This window comes from Sphingobium lactosutens DS20 (assembly GCF_000445105.1).
In the GTDB taxonomy this organism is placed as follows: domain Bacteria; phylum Pseudomonadota; class Alphaproteobacteria; order Sphingomonadales; family Sphingomonadaceae; genus Sphingobium; species Sphingobium lactosutens.
This window is the reverse complement of sequence record NZ_ATDP01000108.1, coordinates 79,621-100,145: the sequence shown is the minus strand read 5'-3', so window position 1 is coordinate 100,145 and position 20,525 is coordinate 79,621. Positions and strand designations below refer to the sequence as shown.

General features: G+C 57.1%; 18 protein-coding genes, 1 pseudogene and 1 other annotated feature. Of the genes and pseudogenes, 6 read left to right on the top strand and 13 right to left on the bottom strand.

The genetic code is table 11. The features are described from left to right. Positions 1-78: 78 nt before the first annotated feature. On the top strand, positions 79-270 hold the full coding sequence (locus RLDS_RS56165; RefSeq protein WP_152528142.1) for a hypothetical protein: 192 nt from the start codon (positions 79-81) through the stop codon (positions 268-270). Between the two features lie 474 nt (positions 271-744). Here the strand turns inward: RLDS_RS56165 and RLDS_RS54800 are convergent, their stop codons facing one another. From RLDS_RS54800 to RLDS_RS52160, 10 genes and pseudogenes are all read right to left on the bottom strand, one after another. Beyond that, positions 745-1,380: a TetR/AcrR family transcriptional regulator gene (locus tag RLDS_RS54800; RefSeq protein WP_031299121.1), complete on the bottom strand. Its 636-nt coding sequence runs from the start codon at positions 1,378-1,380 to the stop codon at positions 745-747. A gap of 405 nt (positions 1,381-1,785) precedes the next feature. Further along, positions 1,786-2,193: pseudogene (locus RLDS_RS52195) on the bottom strand (transposase); the annotation flags it as partial. Continuing rightward, positions 1,795-1,911 (bottom strand) — a sequence feature (AL1L pseudoknot). Its footprint overlaps the pseudogene before it by 117 nt. A gap of 60 nt (positions 2,194-2,253) precedes the next feature. Then, on the bottom strand, positions 2,254-3,141 hold the full coding sequence (locus tag RLDS_RS52190) for a crotonase/enoyl-CoA hydratase family protein (RefSeq protein WP_021228428.1): 888 nt from the start codon (positions 3,139-3,141) through the stop codon (positions 2,254-2,256). A 44-nt stretch (positions 3,142-3,185) separates the two neighbouring features. Beyond that, on the bottom strand, positions 3,186-4,109 hold the full coding sequence (locus RLDS_RS52185; protein WP_021228427.1) for a BKACE family enzyme: 924 nt from the start codon (positions 4,107-4,109) through the stop codon (positions 3,186-3,188). A 116-nt stretch (positions 4,110-4,225) separates the two neighbouring features. Continuing rightward, a complete protein-coding gene (locus tag RLDS_RS52180; RefSeq protein WP_021228426.1) occupies positions 4,226-4,636 on the bottom strand; it encodes a nuclear transport factor 2 family protein in 411 nt (136 codons plus the stop codon). Between the two features lie 272 nt (positions 4,637-4,908). Then, a complete protein-coding gene (locus RLDS_RS55620) occupies positions 4,909-5,400 on the bottom strand; it encodes an SDR family NAD(P)-dependent oxidoreductase (protein WP_084515020.1) in 492 nt (163 codons plus the stop codon). Further along, the gene (locus RLDS_RS52175; RefSeq protein WP_013039168.1) at positions 5,303-6,667 is read right to left on the bottom strand and encodes a transposase; all 1,365 of its coding nucleotides are present in this window, start codon (positions 6,665-6,667) and stop codon (positions 5,303-5,305) included. The genes RLDS_RS55620 and RLDS_RS52175 overlap by 98 nt, the downstream gene beginning before the upstream one ends. Before the next feature lie 5 nt (positions 6,668-6,672). Beyond that, positions 6,673-7,134 carry an SDR family NAD(P)-dependent oxidoreductase gene (locus RLDS_RS52170; protein WP_021228424.1) on the bottom strand — a complete coding sequence of 154 codons (462 nt, stop codon included), beginning with the start codon at positions 7,132-7,134 and terminating at the stop codon, positions 6,673-6,675. A gap of 219 nt (positions 7,135-7,353) precedes the next feature. Further along, positions 7,354-9,516, bottom strand: a complete 2,163-nt coding sequence (locus tag RLDS_RS52165; RefSeq protein WP_021228423.1) for a TonB-dependent receptor — start codon at positions 9,514-9,516, stop codon at positions 7,354-7,356. Between the two features lie 772 nt (positions 9,517-10,288). Further along, on the bottom strand, positions 10,289-10,621 hold the full coding sequence (locus RLDS_RS52160) for a hypothetical protein (RefSeq protein WP_021228422.1): 333 nt from the start codon (positions 10,619-10,621) through the stop codon (positions 10,289-10,291). A 389-nt stretch (positions 10,622-11,010) separates the two neighbouring features. On the opposite strand from RLDS_RS52160, the gene RLDS_RS52155 reads away from it, so the two are divergent. From RLDS_RS52155 to RLDS_RS52140, 4 genes are all read left to right on the top strand, one after another. Continuing rightward, positions 11,011-11,991, top strand: a complete 981-nt coding sequence (locus RLDS_RS52155) for a 3-keto-5-aminohexanoate cleavage protein (RefSeq protein ID WP_021228421.1) — start codon at positions 11,011-11,013, stop codon at positions 11,989-11,991. Positions 11,992-12,098: 107 nt separating this feature from the next. Next, entirely contained in the window at positions 12,099-13,031 is a 933-nt protein-coding gene (locus tag RLDS_RS52150) for an NAD(P)H-dependent flavin oxidoreductase (protein ID WP_021228420.1), read from the top strand. Between the two features lie 628 nt (positions 13,032-13,659). Continuing rightward, on the top strand, positions 13,660-14,682 hold the full coding sequence (locus RLDS_RS52145) for an NADP-dependent oxidoreductase (RefSeq protein ID WP_031299115.1): 1,023 nt from the start codon (positions 13,660-13,662) through the stop codon (positions 14,680-14,682). 102 nt (positions 14,683-14,784) lie between these two features. Beyond that, positions 14,785-15,621: an IS5 family transposase gene (locus tag RLDS_RS52140; protein WP_169534116.1), complete on the top strand. Its 837-nt coding sequence runs from the start codon at positions 14,785-14,787 to the stop codon at positions 15,619-15,621. A gap of 249 nt (positions 15,622-15,870) precedes the next feature. Here the strand turns inward: RLDS_RS52140 and RLDS_RS54795 are convergent, their stop codons facing one another. Then, a complete protein-coding gene (locus tag RLDS_RS54795; protein WP_161626760.1) occupies positions 15,871-16,542 on the bottom strand; it encodes a TetR/AcrR family transcriptional regulator in 672 nt (223 codons plus the stop codon). Between the two features lie 372 nt (positions 16,543-16,914). Between RLDS_RS54795 and RLDS_RS52130 the strand changes: the two genes are divergently transcribed. Beyond that, positions 16,915-17,607, top strand: coding sequence for a VOC family protein (locus RLDS_RS52130; protein WP_021228416.1), 693 nt, complete (start codon positions 16,915-16,917; stop codon positions 17,605-17,607). Positions 17,608-18,088: 481 nt separating this feature from the next. On the opposite strand, the gene RLDS_RS52125 is transcribed toward RLDS_RS52130, so the two are convergent. Both RLDS_RS52125 and RLDS_RS52120 read right to left on the bottom strand, forming a co-directional pair. Next, entirely contained in the window at positions 18,089-18,853 is a 765-nt protein-coding gene (locus RLDS_RS52125; protein ID WP_021228415.1) for an SDR family NAD(P)-dependent oxidoreductase, read from the bottom strand. A gap of 178 nt (positions 18,854-19,031) precedes the next feature. Continuing rightward, positions 19,032-20,438 (bottom strand): aldehyde dehydrogenase family protein, encoded by a 1,407-nt coding sequence (locus RLDS_RS52120; protein ID WP_021228414.1) that lies wholly within the window; start codon positions 20,436-20,438, stop codon positions 19,032-19,034. Positions 20,439-20,525 lie beyond the last annotated feature (87 nt).

Genomic DNA, 20,525 nt, shown 5'->3' with positions numbered 1-20,525 from the left:
ATTGGACATTCAATCATCGAGATTGAATATCCTTCTATATCGAAGTTCTTTTAGTATCAAGTCCGAGTTGCATCTTTTTTGACTGCTGCCCGTGGACGCACAGGTCTGAACCCACTTGAGCAGCAATCCGGCGGCCAACCGCTCGGCAAGATCGAGAGCGCTCCGGCTGCCGCTCTGTCAGATGGCCGATGGCTGTTGCTCGTTCAGGATATCTTGAAGCTGACCGCCAGCCTGCGCGACAATGGTGATGCCGTGCGGCCAGCCGAGTAGAACGCGCGGCGGCGCCTACTATTTCAGCGTCGCCTTGGAGGCGTTCGCTTCGCAGGAAACCGCGGACCGTTATCTGGATGCTGGCACCGTTGCCGGCGGCGACGCCTGATCGCTCACCATTTACGGCAAGGAACGGATGGCGATTCTAGAGCCACAACGGGTTCGGAACCGATGGCCCCAACCCCGCCATACTCATATTTTTTCCACGCTGTGGCTCGTGACGTACCTAAATCCTTCGGGTGTCAGTGCTCCTGAACCGCCTCCATGTTGAGGAAATCCGCCTCGGCGAATCCGTGACTGATCTGGTAAGTATGAGTGGCACGGGTAGGCCTAATCACGCAAAGCAAGGCAGCTGCGGAATTGTGATAAACTATGCGGTCTCGGCGCCACGGCGATGCCGGACCCGGCAGCCGCTTAGCATGGCTCACCGCAACTGCCTCACCGATTGGAAATGCTTCGGCTGCCATCGGCCAGTCAGGCTGATCTTCTCAATGCATCACAGTGCTGCTCGGCGAGGCGAAGAGCCGATCTCATGATGCGATCCTCCAGGACATCATCCCTGCGAACCAGCGCACGAATAGCGGTGCCCTTAACCGTGGCCCAGAGGAACCGCGTCACAATGCTTGCCTGGTCGAAGCCGATGCCGGTGTCCGCAAGCCTCTCTGCCCAATCCAGTCTCGCCATGCGGTAATTGGGAGAGGAATATGCCTCCCGCACCTTGATCACAGGTTCTTCGGAGCCCGACGCGACGAGTATGTCAAGTACGATGCGGTACGATTCGTCGAAGAACCGCCTTTGCGCGACGCCGACAAATTGCTTCAAAACATCTTCATTCCGGACGTCGACCAAGGCACTTCTGGCGTTTTGTTCCATGTCCACGAGAATGCGCTCATAAACTGCAGCGACAAGTTCCTCCTTAGAGGGGTAGTGATGAAGCAAGCCGCCACGTGACACTCCGGATTCGGAGGAAATATTGGCTGATCGCAGTCCAGCGTGCCCAACGTCCCGAAGGATGCGGTAAGTTGCGTCCATCAGCTTGTTGCGTGTGATAGCACTTCGGTCGCTTTGTCGTACTAGCAAGGCCTCTTCTTCGCTGACATGCCTCGCCATCAAAGGATCGGCCTCGAAAAGGAACCGTAGCAGATAGACGTCGCATGCGCGGCGGCGGGGGCGGTTTGTCCCCGCGCCTTTTGGAAGGAACCCGATCTTCCTTCCGCTGCCACACTGTAGTTTCCCATCAAATTACCTTCACGACAGACTGGTGTTAGTCCGAGATTCCTAGTCACCATTTGAGCCGAAGGCTAGAGGTGACGGCTGCCCTGTCTCTGCCGCCAGCCCAAAGAGGTATCCCACTGGCAACGCTGCTAACGCGAAGCCAGCATCTGTGATCGTCGCGTGGGACCCGTTTGGCGCAGCCGTCAGACACCATGTTGTCGGCTGTGACGATCTCATGAAGTACGGTGCGATCTTACCACGCAGCGCCGGTGATCCCCGGGGACGGATGAAGCGCTCGTTGTAAGTGGATGGGGCGATCGGCAGGAAGCGGCAGATCGGCTCGACCCCATAGGCATCGCGGTGACCGTCAATGAACGCGATCATCGCCGGAACGGGCGGTCGAGCTCCGCCTGCGCAAAATATGCGGACGCTTTGCGCAAAATCTCGTTGGCCTGCCGCAGTTCACGGACGTCGCGCTGAAGCGCCTTCACCTTGTCGGCAACCTCGGCCGGGACACTGGCACGCTTGCCACTGTTGAACTCAGCTTTCTTCACCCCACTCATGCAGCGTCTGCGGAACGCGGCCGATCTTCTCCGCGATAGACACCACCTCGGCCCATCGCGAGGGATGATCCCGCTCGTGGCCGAAAACCATTCGTACCGCGCGCTCGCGAACTTCCGGCGCAAACTTTTTCGTCGTCTTGCTCATACCGACTCCACCTTCTCAGGAGTTGGAGCCTCCGGCAAACCGGGTGCGGTTCATAGAGATTCAGCGGTCGGTCAACTCCCATGGAAAGAAGGACAGCTCCGAGGCTTTGCCAGTGAAACGGGGCTCACGCTTTTCGAGGAAGGCGCTCACACCTTCCTTGCCTTCCAGCCTGCTCGCGTGAAGGACGGCAAGAGAATCAATCTTATGGGCTTCGACCGGGTGCGGAAGCGCCGGATTCCGGCGCATCATCTGGCGCGTGAGCGCGACCGCAACGGGCGAACGATTTTGGGTCATGCGACGGGCCAGGGCATAAGCCTCCTCCAGCATTGTCGCGTGATCGTCATAGACGCTCCGAACAAGCCCGCCGGCATGTGCCGTGTCCGCATCGATGATATCGGCGGTCAATGTCCATTCCAAGGCAGTCTGTTCGCCAACGATCCGCGGCAAAAACCAACTGGAGCAGGCTTCCGGCACGATGCCGATCCGGCCGAACACAAAGCCGATCCGGGCGTCCCTGGTGGCCAAGCGGATATCCATGGGCAGCGTCATGGTAATCCCGATACCCACGGCTGCACCATGGATCGCACCGATGATGGGCTTCAGACAGTCGTACATGGCCAGCGTGACGCGGCCACCCGTATCGCGAATACCATCCCGGATCGCTTCGTCGTGTAGCCGCTTGTTCATGTCCTCAAGCGTAGGCTGCAGCGTTTCACTGAGACCAAAGACATTGCCCTGGACGCCAAGATCCATGCCTGCACAGAATGCCCTTCCCTCACCGGATACGATAATTGCCCGAATGGAATCATCCAAGCTGGCCGCGCGATAGAAGTGCTCGAGTTCTTGGCACATCTCAACGGTGAATGCGTTCAGTCGATCGGGCCGGTTAAGCAGCAAAAGAGCAATGCCCGTCTCGTCGATCTCATACTTGATCGTCTGATAGTTCATCTGTTGGAGTCCTTCCCCACGATCATTTCTCATCCATAACGTCACTAGAACGAAACATTGTCTCCGCCCTTCAGATCGAGGATGCTCCGCGTTTCGCTCGGCGTCGCAACTTCCAGAGACAACGATTCGAGAACCGATCTAATGATACGAACCTGTTCCCCATTGGAGGTTGCGAGACGCCCTTTCCCGGCGTAAAGAGAATCCTCCAGACCGACGCGTACATTGCCGCCATTCAATGCGCCCATCGTCACGAAAGGAAGCTGGTGATGGCCCGCAGCCATTACGGACCATTGATAGTCGTCGCCGAATAGTTTGTCCGCGATTCGCTTGGCGTGAAGGAGGTTCTCTGTGTCTGCACCCTGGCCACCGAGAATACCGAAGATCGACTGCACAAACAGCGGCGGCTTGACCAGCTTCCGGTCTAGGAAGTGGGCCAGCGTATAGAGATGCCCCACGTCATAGCATTCAAACTCAAAGCGCGTACCGTGTCGCACGCCAAGACGTTCAATGATGTTCTCTATATCTTTGAAGGTATTTCGGAATATCCTGTCGCGGGATGCCTCTAGATAGGCCCCCTCCCATTCCTGGCTGAAATTGTATTTTTCAATCATCGGGTAGAGACCGAAATTCATCGATCCCATGTTGAGAGAGCATAGTTCCGGTGAGGCATGCTCAGCTGCCGCTAACCGGTCCTCCAGCGCCATGTTCTGCCCACCGCCAGTGGTGATGTTGACGACTGCATCAGTTGCCTGCTTGATCCGAGGCAGAAAATCCATGAAAACGGCAGGATCCGGGGTCGGCTCGCCAGTCTCCGGATTGCGGGCATGAAGGTGAAGAATGGAAGCACCTGCTTCGGCAGCCTCGATGGCCTGCTGCGCAATTTGATCGGGTGTGATAGGCAGATGTGGACTCATCGTCGGAGTATGAACCGAGCCTGTGACCGCGCAGCTGATAATGATCTTTGACATAGCAAATTCCTCGATTTGTGTTGCGGGGCGCAGGCAAGTTGCAGGTTATGCCCTGCCTTCCTTTCTCCCATTGCTTGGACTGCGGCGATGTCTCCGTCGCACGCTACCCCACGCCTCTAGTTCGACGCGACCAGGTCAGATTGCTCGACTTCGGGGACCACCGAGTCCTTTGGATCGAAGTACTCATCGATCCGCGAAACTAAACCGTTAGCGCCAATCACAATACGCATGAGCGCCGGCAGTCGCATTTCATAGCCGGACGGGAATTTTGCTGTCAGAAAATGCTGAGAAAATGCCGCGTCGTCGGCCCACGATATCCGCTGCTGCTGATATTTACGAGATATCGTTGAGGAGCAGAAATATTGCAGGATATCCGCCGTTTGCTCGACGGTCTGCTCAGCTTGATCAAAATTGTGCCAAATGATGGCGCCTGCTTCGAAGCAGGTGCGGAATGTTTCCATATCCCCCTGCTCGATTGACGAAAACATTTTAGCTATAACTTTTGCAGACTTCTTATCATGAACCATGACATCTCTCCGATCATTTTTGCGCTCTGAGGCACCGCCCTTCACTTTTCCGGTCCGACGATAGCTTTCCGATTCACCTAACTGGCAATTGCACATGACACCTGCTGCAATCACCGAACCGTCGACGATAATGCCACAAATCACTACGCACGAACAAACGGTATATCCGGTTTTTCGAATTGGTGATACGAGCCGTTTCGGTAGCCTCATGCACCGGCAGCCAGACTGCCCTCTAGTGAATTACCGGCTGCTTGGCACATACAGACCGCCTGCTAAATGGCCGTGAAACCGCCATCGATGAGGAAATCAGCCCCCGTCACGTAACCGCTCTCATCGGAAGCAAGATAGACCGCACAGGATGCGACCTCCTCTGCTTCGCCGGCACGCTTAATGAGGAAATTTTCGCTGATCATATCCATGACCTTAGTATCGGCGATAAAGGGCTCAGTCTGCGCCGATCGAATGAAACCCGGCGAGATCGAGTTGACACGAATTCCGTGCGGACCACCTTCCGCGGCAAGCTGACGGGTCATGGCCACCACTGCGCCCTTCGCAGTGGTATGGGCAAGAGATCCTTGACTTTTCGATCCGACCCTCGCCGCGATAGAGCCAGTATTGATTATGGATCCCCCGCCCCGCTTAACAGCGCGGTGACGAAGTCGGTTTTCAGCCGGGTCTGTCAGCGCCTTCAGGGGTAAAAACGATGAGGAGCATGGCCCTTTCTCCGTCGAACTCGGCGACGAGGGCGATGACGAGCGCAACATCGGTCTGAACTACGAACAAGAATGCCTTGGATGCGCCCCTGGCGCCCCTCGGAGTGCCGCAACCGAACAGGGCGCGCATGAGAATGCCAAGATTGAACCCGGCGACGTGGATCAAATAACGCTTGTGAACATTCTCGCGCCCGCGCAGCCACGCGCGGCGCATGCCGCCGCGATCCAGGACGTGGGCAAAGCTACGCTCGACCATCTCACCACGCTTGCGCATCGCCTTGCGTCCGACGGCGGATTTCAGGCGAGACCGATTGGCGTAGACGGCCTTCTGGGCAGCCTCGTCGCCGTGCCAGCGCAGATATCCATTCGGCGGTGCCGGCTCGGCGATGCGCGTCTTCCAGATGTCGCCGTCGAGACCCTTGAGGAGCTCGCGCGAATGATAGCCTTTATCGGTCACAAGATCGCAGGGATCCCCGGACGTCGGCGCCAGGCCAATGTCGGCGAGGTTGCGTGCTGCCGTCTCCAGCGTGGCGTCGAGCGTTGTCGTGTCGCCCTTGTCGGCCGGGTGGATCGGCGCTGCCACGATAACACCCGTGTCGAGATCGACCGCGTGTTCGGGCTTGTAGGCCAGACGCGTCGAGCCGTTCTTCATCCGCGCGACCTTCGCGTCGGGATCGGTCTTGCTCGCCCAGTCCGCATTCGACAGCTTCTTGCCCTTGCGTTTGCGATCGAGCCGGACAAGGTCGTCGATCGTCGGCGTGTCGATGCCGCTCTCTTGCGCCATGCGCACCAGCATCTCGCGGTAGGTCTCGCCATTGTCACGCCGCACGATGGTACGCAGCGCGGCGTTCGCCTCCATGGTCGAGCCATCGACGCCGATCCGCTCGCCTTTCACCAGATCGTGCCCGGCGACGAGGGCCAGTACCCAGCCGAAGATCTGGTCATGTACCTCGTGCGGCAGGCGGCTCCGCGTCTTCGACAACCAGCTATGATCAGGGACCTTGTCGCGGCTCGACAGTCGCAGGAACTCCCGCAGCGACAGCGAATCCGAACAGCGCCAGACAATCCCGCGTTCGCTGTCGATGCCCTCGAAATAGCCGATCAGCAGCATGCGGAAATAGCGGCCCGGCGGCAGCGACGGGGCTCCCATCCGCGGCGCATAATAGGGCTTGCACGTCTTCTCGACAAAGCCATCGAAGCCCGCCTCGGCCAGCAGCTTCTGGAGCTTGTCGTAGAAAACATGCCCCGGTGAACGCGGTATCTCCGCCCACGTCACGATCAAATCGGACTGGACCTCGCTATCACGCCCCATCGCCATCGCCGCTAACCCGCCAGACAATCCCACTGCCGCACTGAATCAGCCACCGCCGACTTCGTCAACGGCCTGTTAACCATATGCGGCCAAGCCTCGCGAGTGAGAAGAAAGACGATATCGACCTCTTCTCGCATCGTTCGCGAGAACGTCTCATAAGTCATCGCGGGAAAGAAGTCAAAATAGGCCATCGCGGCATTATTATAAAGAATGTCTACTCCGCCGTATTGCGTGAGCGCGAAGTTGATCAAGGCATTAGCGCCATCGGGAACAGAAAGGTCCACAGGTTGCAACGATACCATCTCGCCACCGAAGGCGGTCACTTCTGCAACGACCTGCTCACCACGCGCCTCATTAATGTCGCATCCCACCACCTTCGCGCCTTCACGGGCAAAGGCCACTGCCGCAGCCCGTCCCATACCGCTGCCCGTACCGGTGATGATAGCGACTTTACCAGCCAGTCTTCCAGGCATGTCACATACTCCTACTTATTCCGGAACGTTGTCCGGAGTTGAAAGGTGGCTTGCGGCGGCCAGTTTGGAGACGAAAGCCAAGTCGTTTCAAATGCATCGATTACATCCTGAGGACTAAGGTCTGGGCGGAGGGGGGTGCTTCGGAAAGGATTATCTGCTACCCAAAGGCTTCGTCCGGGACTTCAGACCTGACAGACGTATCGATCCGCCCAGTACACTCTAGAAATCGAAGGTCGCGCGCAGCCCGTAGGTACGCGGCGCCTGCAGGAAGGTTATTGCTGGTCCTGGGGTGCCGCCCAGTCCGAGAGCGGACTGAACAGCCTCATTCTCGATATTCTTGATCCACGCACCCAAACTCCACCCTCCCTGCTCGTCATGATAAGTCAGGTTTGCGTCAGACATGAAGTAAGCCTTCTGTCGGGATCCGATGCCATGGGTGTAGGAGCCGTAGAAGTCGGACTCATAACGGGTTCCGACAAACGCCCGTACGTACCCTCGGGACAGCTGAAAGTCATGCGAATAGCTGGCCGTGATTGTCCAGGTCGGCGCATTCATCATCTGCAGGCCACTGACGTCAAGGCCCGCCGCTTTTCCAAAGAAAGGCGAGCTGGGAACGATCGCCTCCGTCTGGCGCGCATGGAGGTAGCCGATCGAGGCGCTCAGATTGTCATTACGCGTAGGTCTGAATATGATGTCTGTCTGGTTCCCGTAGATTTCGACTTTTTGCGAGTTGAAAATTGGGTTGAAAAGAAGATCGGGGTCATAGCCCTGAAGCGGCAGGTTCTTATAATCATAGTAGAAGAACTCGGAATTCAGGGTCAGTTTATTATCAAACATGCGGCTTTTGAAGCCTGCAGTGTAGGCAATGATGGTTGAGGAATCCACGCGATTGTCGAAGGAATCCGTGTCGGGGGTCGAATTGTATGTCGCCGGCTGGTAGCCGGACTGGACGGTAGCGTATAGCAGAACTTTGTCTGTCGCATCATATTCGAGTCCGACTTTCCAGTCGAGATGGTTCGATTTTACGTCAGCGGTCCAAGGCGCATTCGAGCTGTAGTCGAAAGCTGCTTGCGCCGTTACGCCCCGGCCCGTGCGGCTGTCGGAGCTGTAGCGACCGCCGCCAGTGATACGAAATTCGTCAGTGATGCTGTAGGTCGCTTGTGCATAGATGCCCACGCCTTTCGAGCGATTCCTGTAATTGTAATTAATGAAAATTGGAGGAATGCCGGTCACGTCCGAGTTCACCTGGCGATAGACGTTGACGCCTGCCTGCCACTTCATGCGACCGCTGTCACCGGAGGCTCGCAGTTCATTCGAGTATGCCTTAATCTTCGCATTGTAGACAGCAAACAAAGAACCGAGGAAGTAGTTGATCTTGGAATCGACACTCGTATAGGCAGGAATCGCCGAAATCGTCACGTCACCGAGCGTCAGATCGAATTGCGCGCCGACAGACAGACCATCATAGTCGACTGGGAAGCTTTTGACCGGCCCGAAGAGTGCCGTATATGGCTCCAGAAGCGGACCCGTAAGAGTGTCATCCCACGGATCGTTATGCAGGAACGACTTACCGTCAACCTGCCCGGTCTCTGGATTGAAGCCTTTGTTGACGAGGTTCGTCGCAGTGCCGCGCTTGCGGGTCAGGAAGCCCCAGACATAGGCAGAGAAGTTCTCCGTCGGCGTATAGAGGGCAGAGAGGCGGCCTGCCAGATCATCCGCAGCCGATGCGCCACTTTTCTGATAGCCATTTCTGTTCGTGTAGTCGACACCCGCGCGGAGGGCGAAATTGTCCGAAACCGGAATGTTCTGGACCAGCGTCCCATGGAATAGGCCGTAATTGCCAACTTCGCCGATAGCCTGGGTTTCCCATTCGTGGGTCGGACGCTTCAGAGTGACGTTCACGATGCCGCCAATGGCGCTGCGACCATAAAGCGTGCCCTGTGGACCGGGCAGAATCTCGATCTGGTCGATGTCGAAAAAGGGTGTGCTCATGGCCTCGCGAGGCACATATACGCCATTGATAGCGAATGCGACCGGCGGCTCGGTATTGGCAAAATCGTTGGTCGTGCCAATTCCGCGAATGTAGACCTCGACCGAAGCGCCTTGGGCTTGGATGCGCGCCGAAGGCACAAAGTTCTGCACACTCACAAGATCCGTGATGCCGCGCGTCACGATTTCAGTGGACTGAATAGCTGTGATCGCTGCGGGAGTTCGCTGCAGCGTCTGCCGGTCCTTTTGCGCGGTGACAATTATGTCTTCGCTCAGGGAAGACGCGGTCGCGCTTCCGGCATCCGACACTGAAGTCTGCGCAATAGCGACGACCGGTACTCCCGTTCCCGTAAGAAACAGGCCGAGTGCGGTATGCAGCTTGAATCGCTTCATTTCTTCTTCCCCTCCCAGGATTTTCAAAGCGATGGGCACCGTTTCAGCTGAGTGACCAACCGCTGGATTCGCTCTGTTTCATCGAGCGTCGCCATTTATTAGGAACAGTACATCCTGCCTGTCAATGCGTTTTTTGCTGGTGATTGGCCCAGGCATAAGCCGTGTCGCTTCAAGCCGACTGTGCCCGCGCGCGCTGATCGTACCGGCCAACAAGATGGTGCATAATTTGAGCGCCGCTGACGAAGAGTGAAGATTATCAGGTTCCGGCCAAGCCGCAGCCGCATGGTGGAAGTACCGCCAACTGACGCTTGATAAGAGGAGTGATAAAGGCGACGATCCGAACTGGCGAAAGATCGAGTAGATCGGGTTAGGAAAATCAGCAGATCAACATACCGGCCAAGGGCTGCTGGGGTGCTACATCCGACGTAGCGGATCATGCCGATTGGACTACGCCAACGGGTCCATGTGTCAGACGAACCTGGAAACACGACGGGTCAAATCCCCGGTTCGGTTGACACCATGAGTTCTTATAAATGCATGGTGGTACAACTGAGAGCTAAAGCTGCCGCACTGCAGCAGACCAGCGTCTTACCCGCGATACTAACCTAATATCGCACCCTACATCCGTTGAATGCTCGCAGCACGATGGCATTACCAATGCCAGAAGTCGTTCGCGCATGCTGTTCAATCGCCCAAGGTCGGTAAACTGATGGGTCCAAGGCGGCGAGGCGTTTGTCAGGCGCGCATTGCGCGCTGGTCCTTCGCCGTGATCCTACTTCAGTGACCCGGCGATGCCGATCGCGCAGCATGCCCCCACCAACAGTCCCAGCTTCGGCAAAGACACGCTTTGGCCATATGCTAGATAAGCGATGGCAATCGTAGAGAGTGGCACTGCCGCAGCCATGAAGGGCACCACGATGTTCAATGCCACGCCTTGGCGGACGAGGATCGCCAGGAGCCAGGTGGATGCGATGTATGAGGCCAGGCATGTCGCTGTCCATCCAATATCGGTGAAACCTGCCGTTCTAGGAATGAGGGCCGCCCCCGAGATTTGGGTAATCAATGCAACCAGAAAAATAAAGATGGATGTCAGCGATATACCCATAAAACAATCCTCCCCAAATATTAATATACGATATGATCCTGTTACTCGAAGAAATCTCCGAGATTATTGACGCGCTATCTTCAGATTTTCACTAGCAGTTTTTCTCATTTTTTTGATCTTTTTCACGTAGTTACTCGGAAACTACAATTCATGCCAGAATAGAAGCCAAGATTTCTGGACCTGACGGTAACGCCATGCACTACGGCCAGTCAACAGGCAAACAGGATATCCCGCTTGTAAATAGCAACCTCCTACCCAGTTCGCAATAGGGGCGCTCAGCAGAGGGAGGGAGAGATTTTTTTCCGCAAGGATTGCGCCAGCATAAAAAAGCAGTATGAACGGTCTCTATCATCGCTGGGTGATGAATGCTTTTCAAAAGGAGAGGATAGATGAGTTCAGTATCATCGGTGCAGGAAGAGATTCCTTCGCTCTGGGAGGCAGCGCGCCGGGAGATGGAAGACTATAGCTTCCTCGGCTCCTATGAGCAGCCAAAGTGGGATATACCGAACAAAATCGGAATTTCGTGCGCCGTCTCCAGTCGCTTCTCGGAAGGTTCCGAGCGCGGACATACGACGAATTCCATCGAACGCTATATCGACGAGGCATCCGCGGTCATTGAAGAGGGTGCTTTTTCCGTTCACATCGACTTCACCTGGGTGACCGACGAGAAGGGCCGTCGGCTGGACAAGATTCCCCCTGTCGAGGCCTACTCGATGGTGCTGGAGCCGCTCCGCAAACGCTATGGTTATAGCTTCATGGCCGACCTGAACGTGCTCAATGGCGCCACGTTCGAGGAGTGCCTCAGCCCGGCTGTTGCCGGTCTGGCGGAAATAGGGCCGTGCGCGCCGGGACATCCCGAATCCTTCGCGGGTCCGGCGGTCCGTACGCTCGTTGCCAATGGTGTGGTTCCGGCATTGGCGATCCACAATTCGGGCGAGATCGAACTGGCCAAGCGCCGGCTGATCGACACCGGAATCTTGGAGGGTACGGTGTACTGGGGGCTTCTATTTGGTTTGCCCTTCGATGTCGGTCGTACGCTGCTCTCTGGGAACTCGGTGACGGACGTTGACGACATGGTCCGCCAGATGATGTTGATGGTGCACCAGATCCGCAAGGTTGATCCGACGGCCCCCATACACGTCTGCGCCGCCGGCCGTGCGACGATGTACATGACGACGCTGGCAACGATGCTGGGGCTCCACATCCGCGTGGGGACGGAAGACACCGAGTGGAAATATCCCAACTCCGATGAGCGCTTCTCGAGCAATCTCGAAATGTTCAAGGCCGCCAAGGAGATTGCTGCCCTCCACGGCCGAACTCCGGCAACCGCCAACGAGATGCGTGCGCTACTTGGCGTCCCGCAACGCTAAGCCGATTGCCCCGGCGGCACGGCTTCATGCCGCCGGGGCTCCACGTCGCCGCGATGCGGATTGCTGGCGGCGCTATTGAGTTACACTATCGCCGAGGCAGAGTGAATATGTCAGTGCCGCAACTGCTCGCCGACCGGCTCGCGCTACCCGCGATCGGCGCCCCCATGTTTATTATTTCTCAGCCCGATCTAGTTATCGAACAATGCCGGGCCGGGATCGTTGGCTCCTTTCCGGCGCTTAATGCGAGGCCCTCCGGCGTTCTTGAACAATGGCTGCAGCGGCTCTCGGTCGAACTTACTGATCGGGATGCCCCCTTTGCGGTAAACCTGATCGTTCATAAATCGAACGGCAGGCTGCAGGAAGATCTCGCACTTTGCGTCCGCTATAAGGTCCCTATCGTGATTACCTCGCTCGGCGCAAATACGGAGGTGTTCGATGCGATCCATGCCTATGGCGGAATTATTCTCCATGACGTGATCAACAACACGTTCGCGCAGAAGGCGGTCCAGAAGGGCGCTGATGGGTTGATCGCCGTAGCTTCAGGTGCTGGCGGGCATGCCGGCAGGCTGTCGCCATTTGCCTTGATCGCGGAAATCAGGGAATGGTGGGACGGTCCGCTTGTCCTTTCCGGCGCAATTGCGACTGGAAGCGCCATGTTAGCCGCACAGGCGATGGGCGCAGACTTAGCCTATCTGGGTTCCATATTCATCGCGACGAACGAGGCGAATGCTGCCTCTGAATACAAGCAAATGGTGGTGAACTCGTCTGCTGAAGATATTGTCTATTCCGACCTCTTTACCGGAATTCACGCGAATTATCTGAAGCCGTCTATTCGACAGGCAGGCCTGGACCCCGATAATTTGCCCCTGGGCGATCCCTCTCGCATGGATCTCGTGGGACATGGCGACGGAGCCAAAGCCTGGCGAGACATCTGGGGATGCGGGCAAGGCATAGGAACGGTGAAAGAGATCCTGCCGGCTGCCGAACGCATACGGCGATTAGGCGAAGAGTATCGTGCTGCTATGGCACGCCTCGGTTAAGAGGGAAGTGGCCCACCCAGCTCTAACCGTAGGCGGTGCAAATGTGCACAAAGGTTAAGAGCCTAACGCAAAGGCCTTGCGGGAGCCGGCGGCGCAGAGCGATATTTCTGAGCTTGCGGCGGTGCAGAGCATGAGATCGCGACAAACATTTGCCGAGTGTCCGGTATCGAGGCGCGTGAGAGCATGCTTCGGCTACCGGGCGCCCTACCCCAGTCCATCGGCCGGCGTCGAGTGTCTGAGCAGAGCGCCTTGTCGGACAAAGATCTGAGCTTGCCAACAGTAGAAGGGGAGCTGCATTCTGGAAGACAGGCGACTGCGCGATCGGTGGCCTCAAGCGAATACCGTCCTCGACGATCCGCGTCGGCGTGGGCGCCTGCGGCGAGTGAATCGGTGTCGCAAACCTCCATCAGCAATCAGCGAGCCCTGCGGACGATCTCCACCATGAACGCTGCAAGAAGCAATATCTCCAAAAAGCGCCGAAATGTGCCAGTCAGGCGGACCACGCCATCCTCGGCTTCCGATGGACAGGAACTACCTGCTCCAGCTCCCTTACCATCTTGACCTGCCTTTTTCAGAAGCGAGTTTCCAACTTACGAGGGAACATCTTATATGTCCGAGAGACCGAGCCTTGTCTGATACCTACAACCGTCAAGTCTGGCTTGCATCGCGTCCAACGGCCATTCCGCATGCGGAACATTTCGGAATTCGTGAGGTCGAGATCCCCAACATTGCCGAGGGGGAGATCCTGGTTCGTAACCAATATCTATCAGTTGACCCAGCCATGCGAGGCTGGATCGCCGATCCCCGAGGATATCTTCCGCAAGTCAAGGTCGGCGATACCATGCGCGCCTTCGCCGTTGGAGAGGTACTCATGTCGCGGAACCCGGATTATGTGGTGGGTGAAATGCTCATGGGTATATTTGGATGGCAGGAATATGCGGCCGTGGCGGCTGATGCGGTTCTTCTGCGCGTGAAAGAACGTGATCTGCCTTGCTCACTCGCGTTAGGAGCATTGGGGCTGAACGGTATTACAGCATATTTCGGATTGCTTGAGGTCGGCTGTCCGGAATCCGGGCAAACAGTCGCGGTCTCAACAGCTGCTGGCGCTGTGGGTTCCATCGTCGGGCAGATTGCCAACATCAAAGGCTGCAAGACGGTGGGTTTTACCGGCGGGCCGGCGAAAGTCCGGCAATGTCTGGATGAGTTCGGCTACGAGGCCGCAATAGATTACAAGTCTACCAATGACATTGACGGCGCGATCGCATCAGTCGCTCCTGGGGGCGTTGACGTCTACTTCGACAACACATCAGGACCGGTCAGCGATGCGGTCATGCGCCATATCAATATAGGAGCTCGCGTCGTAATCTGCGGCACAGCTGCCTATCCGAGCTGGAATCCCTGGAATACCGGTCCACGGCCGGAGCGGCATCTTATCGTCAAGCGAGCCAGAATGCAGGGGTTTCTCGCCACTGATTTCAGCGACCGTTTCAACGAAGCGGCGGCCCAGCTTGCGAATTGGATCAGGGAGGGCCGGCTCAGGTATCGCGAGGACATTTTGGAGGGACTGGAGAACGCTCCCGGGGCGCTTCAGAGATTGTACAGCGGCCAAAACGACGGGAAACTCCTGATCAGGTTAGCGGCAGCCGGGTAACGACCATATGATCGCCCGGTTGACTGAGAGCCCGACCCAAAAGTTGTTGAGCAATACCAGCATGTTGTGATTCACGCCGTCCTGCGAGAGATGGAGTGAATGATGGCATGGACTGGTATCGCCCGGCAGGAGCATAGCCGGAAAGGCTTGCGCTATTCCAGCGATATGACGGACAGGGAGTGGGCGTTGGCAGCGCCGTTCATCCCTGGGGCCAAGCGGAGAGCTCGGCGCCGGACAACGGACATGCGCGAAGTCCTGAACGCATTGCTCTACATCGCAGCGAGCGGTTGCGCCTGGCGGCTTCTGCCCAAATGCTTCCCGCCGGTCTCGACGGTCCAGCGCTATTTCTACGCCTGGCGCAACGCTGGTCTACTCGAGGCGATGAACACGGTTCTGGTCATGAACCTGCGCGAGATCGAAGGACGCGAGGCAAGCCCGAGTGCCGGTGTGATCGACAGCCAGTCGGTCAAAACCACCGAAAGCGGCGGCCCTTGCGGCTATGACGCAGGCAAGAAGGTCAAGGGCCGCAAGCGGCACATCCTGACCGACACCTGCGGCTTCCTCATCTTCATTCTCGTGCATACCGCCGATATTCAGGACCGCGATGGCGCGGTCGATGTCCTTAAGGCCGGGCGCCGGCGCTTTCCGTGGCTGCGCCATGTTTTTGCCGATGGCGGCTATGCGGGCGACAAACTCCGCGATGCCATCGCTGGATCGGGGCAATGGACGATCGAAATCATCAAACGGTCGGACAAGGCCAACGGCTTCAAGGTCCTCCCGCGTCGCTGGGTAGTCGAGCGAACCTTTGCATGGCTCGGCCGATGCCGCCGTCTTGCCAAGGACTGGGAAACAACCATTGCCTCGTCCGCCGCATGGGCAACGATTGCCTCCATCCGCATGCTCACCCGTAGAACAGCAAGGTATTGCTATGCTTGGTGAACTTTCGAGTCAGGCACTGAGACCGTCCATCACATAGGCTTTCTTAACTGGGATTTCTTCGTCTGATCCTGAGGCGATGTTCACAAATGGGATCCTTACCGCCGTGGGTTACTCCTACTGTCTGCTCCGATCGCTCGCGTCACCTCGAAAAGTCGCCGCCCCTCTTTGTGGTTCCCTCCCCTGCCCCTCTGGCAAAATCAGCTACTGCGCCCTCAAATAATACTTCCTCAACTAATTAAGTCTTGAAAATTATTCTTGTAGATGACTCTTGACTAATTCCATTGCCAATTCCTTTACGGGCCCTATTTCCATATCCTCGTCCTTGATGCTTTCCTGCACGGCAAAGCCTCGCAAAACGCTAGCCAGGATGCCAAACGACTCCTCGGCCTTCTTCCGTTTGGCTCCGGATTTTACAAAGCGATCGATCCACGCCTGCTCGATGGCCTGGCGGCTTCCTGCAGAAATCGCCCGAATTCCTTCGCTGAATTGCTCGACGGAACGCGCTGAGATGACGAGCCGAAGGCTGACCTGGTATAGATCGCTCTGCTGGAACGTCTCGAAGTGCTTCGTAGCGCTAGATATTTCTTCGCCGCCCGCCGCGAGGTTGGCATCCTCATGCGCCGATTCGACTTCCTTTTCGAAGAGTGCTTCTATCGTAGCCTCAATAAGCTCCCCCTTCGTTGCGAAATGGTGTGTCTGCCCGCCTCGGGAGACGCCAGCGAGGGCCGCAGCATCGGCAATGCGGAAACGGGAGAATCCTTTTTCCTGGAGCAGCCGTATGGACGCATCCAGAAGGCGCGCCCGGGTTTCTGCCCGACGTTCGCTCTGCGATCGCCGACGCTTGATTTGCCGATCCTCAACCCGCTCCGACTTCAAAATTGATCTCCTCATCCCGCCATCTGGCACATAAAGGTTGATCATCCTGCTTAACACGCACTGCAGACACAGGCTAGCGCCGAGGATTCGTAAGCCAGAAAGTTGGCGCATTCGCCCACACCTTTCAAATTGCGATTGATTGGTACTTGTCGGAGATGGGCCGGCGCAACCGGTGTGATCAAAGCAGAGGGAACCGGGGGCTTGCGGACAGGGCGACCCATCTTGCAGGTGCCATGGGTTACTGCAGCCCTTCCCCTGAACATTACCCCCTTGCGCAGCCCGTCTACGGCATTTGCGCTTGACAAATTCTATATCGAAGTTATTTTAACAGACAGGATATCCGGCATTGCACAAGATGCGGACGAAGTAGGCTGTGGTGTGTAGAAACATGCCCCGCTGGGTAGAGGAGAGTTGGGAATGAAGATCTCAGGCGTCCATCATATTGCGTTCTGCACCAATGATATGAAGTCGCAGATCGAGTTCTTCACTCAGGTCGTCGGCATGAAGCTCGTCGGACTTTTTCCCATGCACGGCACGGAGGGTGCCACGCACTGCTTCCTCGAATCTGGCGAGAACTGCTACCTCAGCTTTATTCAAATGCCGGGGCCAGGTGTGAGTCCGGTCATGGGCGTGAGTCACGCATTGGATGCATCCCACCCGGTGGCCGGTGGCGCTATGCAGCACATCTCGTTCAACGTCGACAGCTTTGAGGAATTGATGGACCTGCGCGATCGGTTACGCAGCAACGGCTACGCCGTGGTTGGTCCGCTTGATCATATGATCAGCCACTCGATGTACTTGGGCGCGCCTGAGGGAATCCTTCTTGAGTTCTCCACATCGGAAGGTTGCACGAAGATGACTGCAGCAGCGTGGACGGACCTACAAGCCGCGCAGACAGTCGGAATCGAGTTAGAAGATTTGAAAAGGTTCGCATCTCCTCCCGCCTTTGCGGGCCACCGGGGCGCGGTAGCACAGCCTGACCCCACTACGGCAATCTATCCAACCCCAATCCCGCGCCCCATGTACGAGGCGGTTGCGGAACTAAGCGACGCGGATATTCAAGAAGTTGTTCGTTACGATCCACCTGAGGGTGTAGACCTGGCAGCGTGATGACAACTTTCCGATCCACGTGCCGTCCTGAGCTTGCTTGAGGACCAACGCGTTTCGCCTTGCTGACTTGCGCTCTCATCGCTCACCTCGCGTCCTGGCTGCGCATACTCGAGGCGGTCTAGAACCCGGAAAGCAATCGTGGCCGCCTCTCGCGGCGCAAGAGCTTTCGTGCGATGATGAGCAACGGCCGAGGACGTCCACGTCCTCGGCGTCGGCCTCATGAGGATGCCTCCGCCATAGGTTTTCATATTGGTAGTCTATGGCGAACTCTCTTCGACAGGGCCAGCCTGTTAAATTCACTTGCGGCGGGATTGGCGTTTTCACGCCGCGCTTTGTCCACCGTCTCCTGCAAACCATCCTTGCCCTTGCCCAAACGGGGATCCGCCCTGCATCCCGTTACCGCGCAAGGCGGCTTCGGCGCCACGGTTACGCATTTATGGTCAAGCAAGCCGCTGAGATCTCGGCTGCTATGTAATCGTCTCTAGGTAGCCAGATAACCCCCGTCGACGGGGATCGCTGCGCCGTTCACGAATGACGAGCCGTTCGACAGAAGCCAGACGGCGGCATCGCCGACTTCATCCGGTCGTCCAAAACGGCCGATTGGATGCCGCGACTTCAAACTTGACAACACTTGCCTGAGGTAATTGTCCAGAAGACCTTCATCATGAGTCTCGACGATCCCCGGGAGGATGGCGTTCACACGTATGCCTTTCGCGCCATATTCCGCCGCCGCCGCCCGTGTGATGCCCAGGACACCATGCTTAGCGGCGATATATTCGCTGGCTCCGGTGATGGCCACCTGCCCCAGCGCGGAGGCCGTGTTCACGATCGCGCCGCCCACCCCCCGATCCAACATGGCCATAATCTCGTACTTCATGCACAGGAAAACACCCGTGAGATCGATGTTGATCACCTTCTCCCATTCTTCCGTCGCAAGTTCATGAAGCGATTTCCCATGCTGTAGGACACCTGCATTGTTGAAAGCGCCGTCCAGGCGGTGAAGGTCGGAAGTAATCTTGTTGATCAATCCCGAAATCTCCTCTTCATGGGACAGGTCGGCTCGAACGAAGGTTGCGGTGCCGCCGGCTTCTTTGATCATCTCGACGACCTGTTTACCTTCCTCTTCCAGGATATCACTGACGACGACGTTGGCGCCTGCCCTCGCGATGCGGATCGCGCTTGCCTGTCCGATCCCGCGGGCCGCGCCGGTTACAAGCACAACTTTTCCTGAAAGTTCGTCCGACATACTTGTCCCTTCAATCTGTCCACGCTTGGGCCGAGTGGCCGATGTTCCGTCTGACCAGCCGGCTACTCGCCTGTTTTGCAACAGTCACGAGATCGGCAGCGCGCGCCGACGCGACGTTTGCACGAGCATCCAAATGCCACACTAAGCCAATTTCCTTAAGTTCACTGTGGATGTCGCTCTAACTATGCCGAGCTACGTTGATGATCTTGCCTTGCGTGAATTCCTTCATGCCATCGATGCCCAGTTCACGACCGATGCCAGATTGCTTCGCACCGCCAAGCGGAATGTCGAACGGCAATTCGACAGGCTTGTTCACCCAAATTGTGCCAGACTGGATACGCATCGCAATCTCAAGCCCGCGATCCGTGGCGGCCGTCCAGATCGTTCCGCCAAGACCGTATTCGCTGTCGTTGACCCGCTCGATCACCTCATCGACGCTGTCATAGGCGAGGACCGGAATGGCCGGCCCAAACTGTTCTTCGCGAACCAGGCGAGCGCTGTCGGGAAGGTCCCGCACCACTGTGGGCGCGATGAAGTAGCCGGGGCGATCCAGCGCATGACCGCCAGCGATTACCGTGCCCAGGGTTTTGGCTTCCTCGATGATGTCGAGGACCTTCTCATATTGCTGCTTGTTCTGTACCGGGCCGATTTGCGTTCCCTGTTTCAGCCCGTCATCGACGACGGCTTTTTGGGCAAGCGTTGCCAACTCATCGCAAAGCGCGTCATAGAGTGATCGCGGTGCATAGATCCGCTTGGTTGCGAGGCAAATTTGGCCGGCATTGACTGTAGCCGCCGTGAAGACCTTGCGCGCGACTTCCGCGACGTCGACGTCATCCAGAATGATGGCGGCATCGTTACCTCCGAGTTCCAGCGTCACCCGTTTGAGCGTATCAGCGGCGCTTTCCATTACCCGCTTGCCAGTGGAGGTCGAGCCGGTGAAACTGATCTTGGCGACGTCTGGATGCGTGGTGAGCTTGCTGCCGAGATCGTTCGCATCAATGATGACGTTAAACACGCCCGGCGGAAGGATGTCTGCGGCGACTTCCCCGAACAATGAGGTCGTAAGCGGCGTCGACGGGGCGGGCTTTGCGACCATCGTGTTCCCAACCACCAGCCCGAGCGCCACCTTCACTGCAAGCAAGTAGACAGGATAGTTCCACGGCGTGATAGCGGCAACCACTCCCAACGGAGTTCGCTGCTCCAATACCCGCCCTTCCTCGGTGTCCTTGATCGTTTGGAGGGGCAGATCCTGAGTCGCGAAATAGCGCAGCGTCGCGACCGCCATCGCAATCTCGCCTTTGGACTGATTGAGAGGTTTGCCTTGTTCGCCTGTAAGCAAAGAGCTCATTTCATCGAGCCGAGCCTGCACCGCATCCGCGAGGCGATCCAAACAGTCGCCACGCGCCGCCTGCGTCAGCGAAGCCCAGCCGGGAAAGGCGCGTTTTGCTGCGGCTATAGCCTGCTTGAGCTGGACCTCGTCGGCGCACGCACAGGTTTCAAAAACGGTGCCGCTCGCGGGATTAATCACGTCCAGCCTGGATGCGCCTTCAACAAGCTTTCCATCGATCAGAAGTCGAAATGCCATGATTTTTGCCTCTCCTATGGACAATGTCGAGCTATTACAATGATTGCATACCGCACTGCGCGAAAAATACCGTTTTCCATCCAGTAC

Excerpts from the sequence above, each read along its gene's own strand:
- RLDS_RS52190 (WP_021228428.1), bottom strand. The coding sequence starts at position 3,141 with ATGAACTATCAGACGATCAAGTATGAGATCGACGAGACGGGCATTGCT.
- RLDS_RS52165 (WP_021228423.1), bottom strand. The coding sequence starts at position 9,516 with ATGAAGCGATTCAAGCTGCATACCGCACTCGGCCTGTTTCTTACGGGA.
- RLDS_RS52125 (WP_021228415.1), bottom strand. The coding sequence starts at position 18,853 with ATGTCGGACGAACTTTCAGGAAAAGTTGTGCTTGTAACCGGCGCGGCC.
- RLDS_RS52155 (WP_021228421.1), top strand. The coding sequence starts at position 11,011 with ATGAGTTCAGTATCATCGGTGCAGGAAGAGATTCCTTCGCTCTGGGAG.
- RLDS_RS52170 (WP_021228424.1), bottom strand. The coding sequence starts at position 7,134 with ATGCCTGGAAGACTGGCTGGTAAAGTCGCTATCATCACCGGTACGGGC.
- RLDS_RS52150 (WP_021228420.1), top strand. The coding sequence starts at position 12,099 with ATGTCAGTGCCGCAACTGCTCGCCGACCGGCTCGCGCTACCCGCGATC.
- RLDS_RS52185 (WP_021228427.1), bottom strand. The coding sequence starts at position 4,109 with ATGTCAAAGATCATTATCAGCTGCGCGGTCACAGGCTCGGTTCATACT.
- RLDS_RS52180 (WP_021228426.1), bottom strand. The coding sequence starts at position 4,636 with ATGGTTCATGATAAGAAGTCTGCAAAAGTTATAGCTAAAATGTTTTCG.
- RLDS_RS55620 (WP_084515020.1), bottom strand. The coding sequence starts at position 5,400 with ATGTTGCGCTCGTCATCGCCCTCGTCGCCGAGTTCGACGGAGAAAGGG.
- RLDS_RS52130 (WP_021228416.1), top strand. The coding sequence starts at position 16,915 with ATGAAGATCTCAGGCGTCCATCATATTGCGTTCTGCACCAATGATATG.
- RLDS_RS52160 (WP_021228422.1), bottom strand. The coding sequence starts at position 10,621 with ATGGGTATATCGCTGACATCCATCTTTATTTTTCTGGTTGCATTGATT.
- RLDS_RS52175 (WP_013039168.1), bottom strand. The coding sequence starts at position 6,667 with ATGGCGATGGGGCGTGATAGCGAGGTCCAGTCCGATTTGATCGTGACG.
- RLDS_RS52140 (WP_169534116.1), top strand. The coding sequence starts at position 14,785 with ATGGCATGGACTGGTATCGCCCGGCAGGAGCATAGCCGGAAAGGCTTG.
- RLDS_RS54795 (WP_161626760.1), bottom strand. The coding sequence starts at position 16,542 with ATGATCAACCTTTATGTGCCAGATGGCGGGATGAGGAGATCAATTTTG.
- RLDS_RS52120 (WP_021228414.1), bottom strand. The coding sequence starts at position 20,438 with ATGGCATTTCGACTTCTGATCGATGGAAAGCTTGTTGAAGGCGCATCC.
- RLDS_RS54800 (WP_031299121.1), bottom strand. The coding sequence starts at position 1,380 with ATGGCGAGGCATGTCAGCGAAGAAGAGGCCTTGCTAGTACGACAAAGC.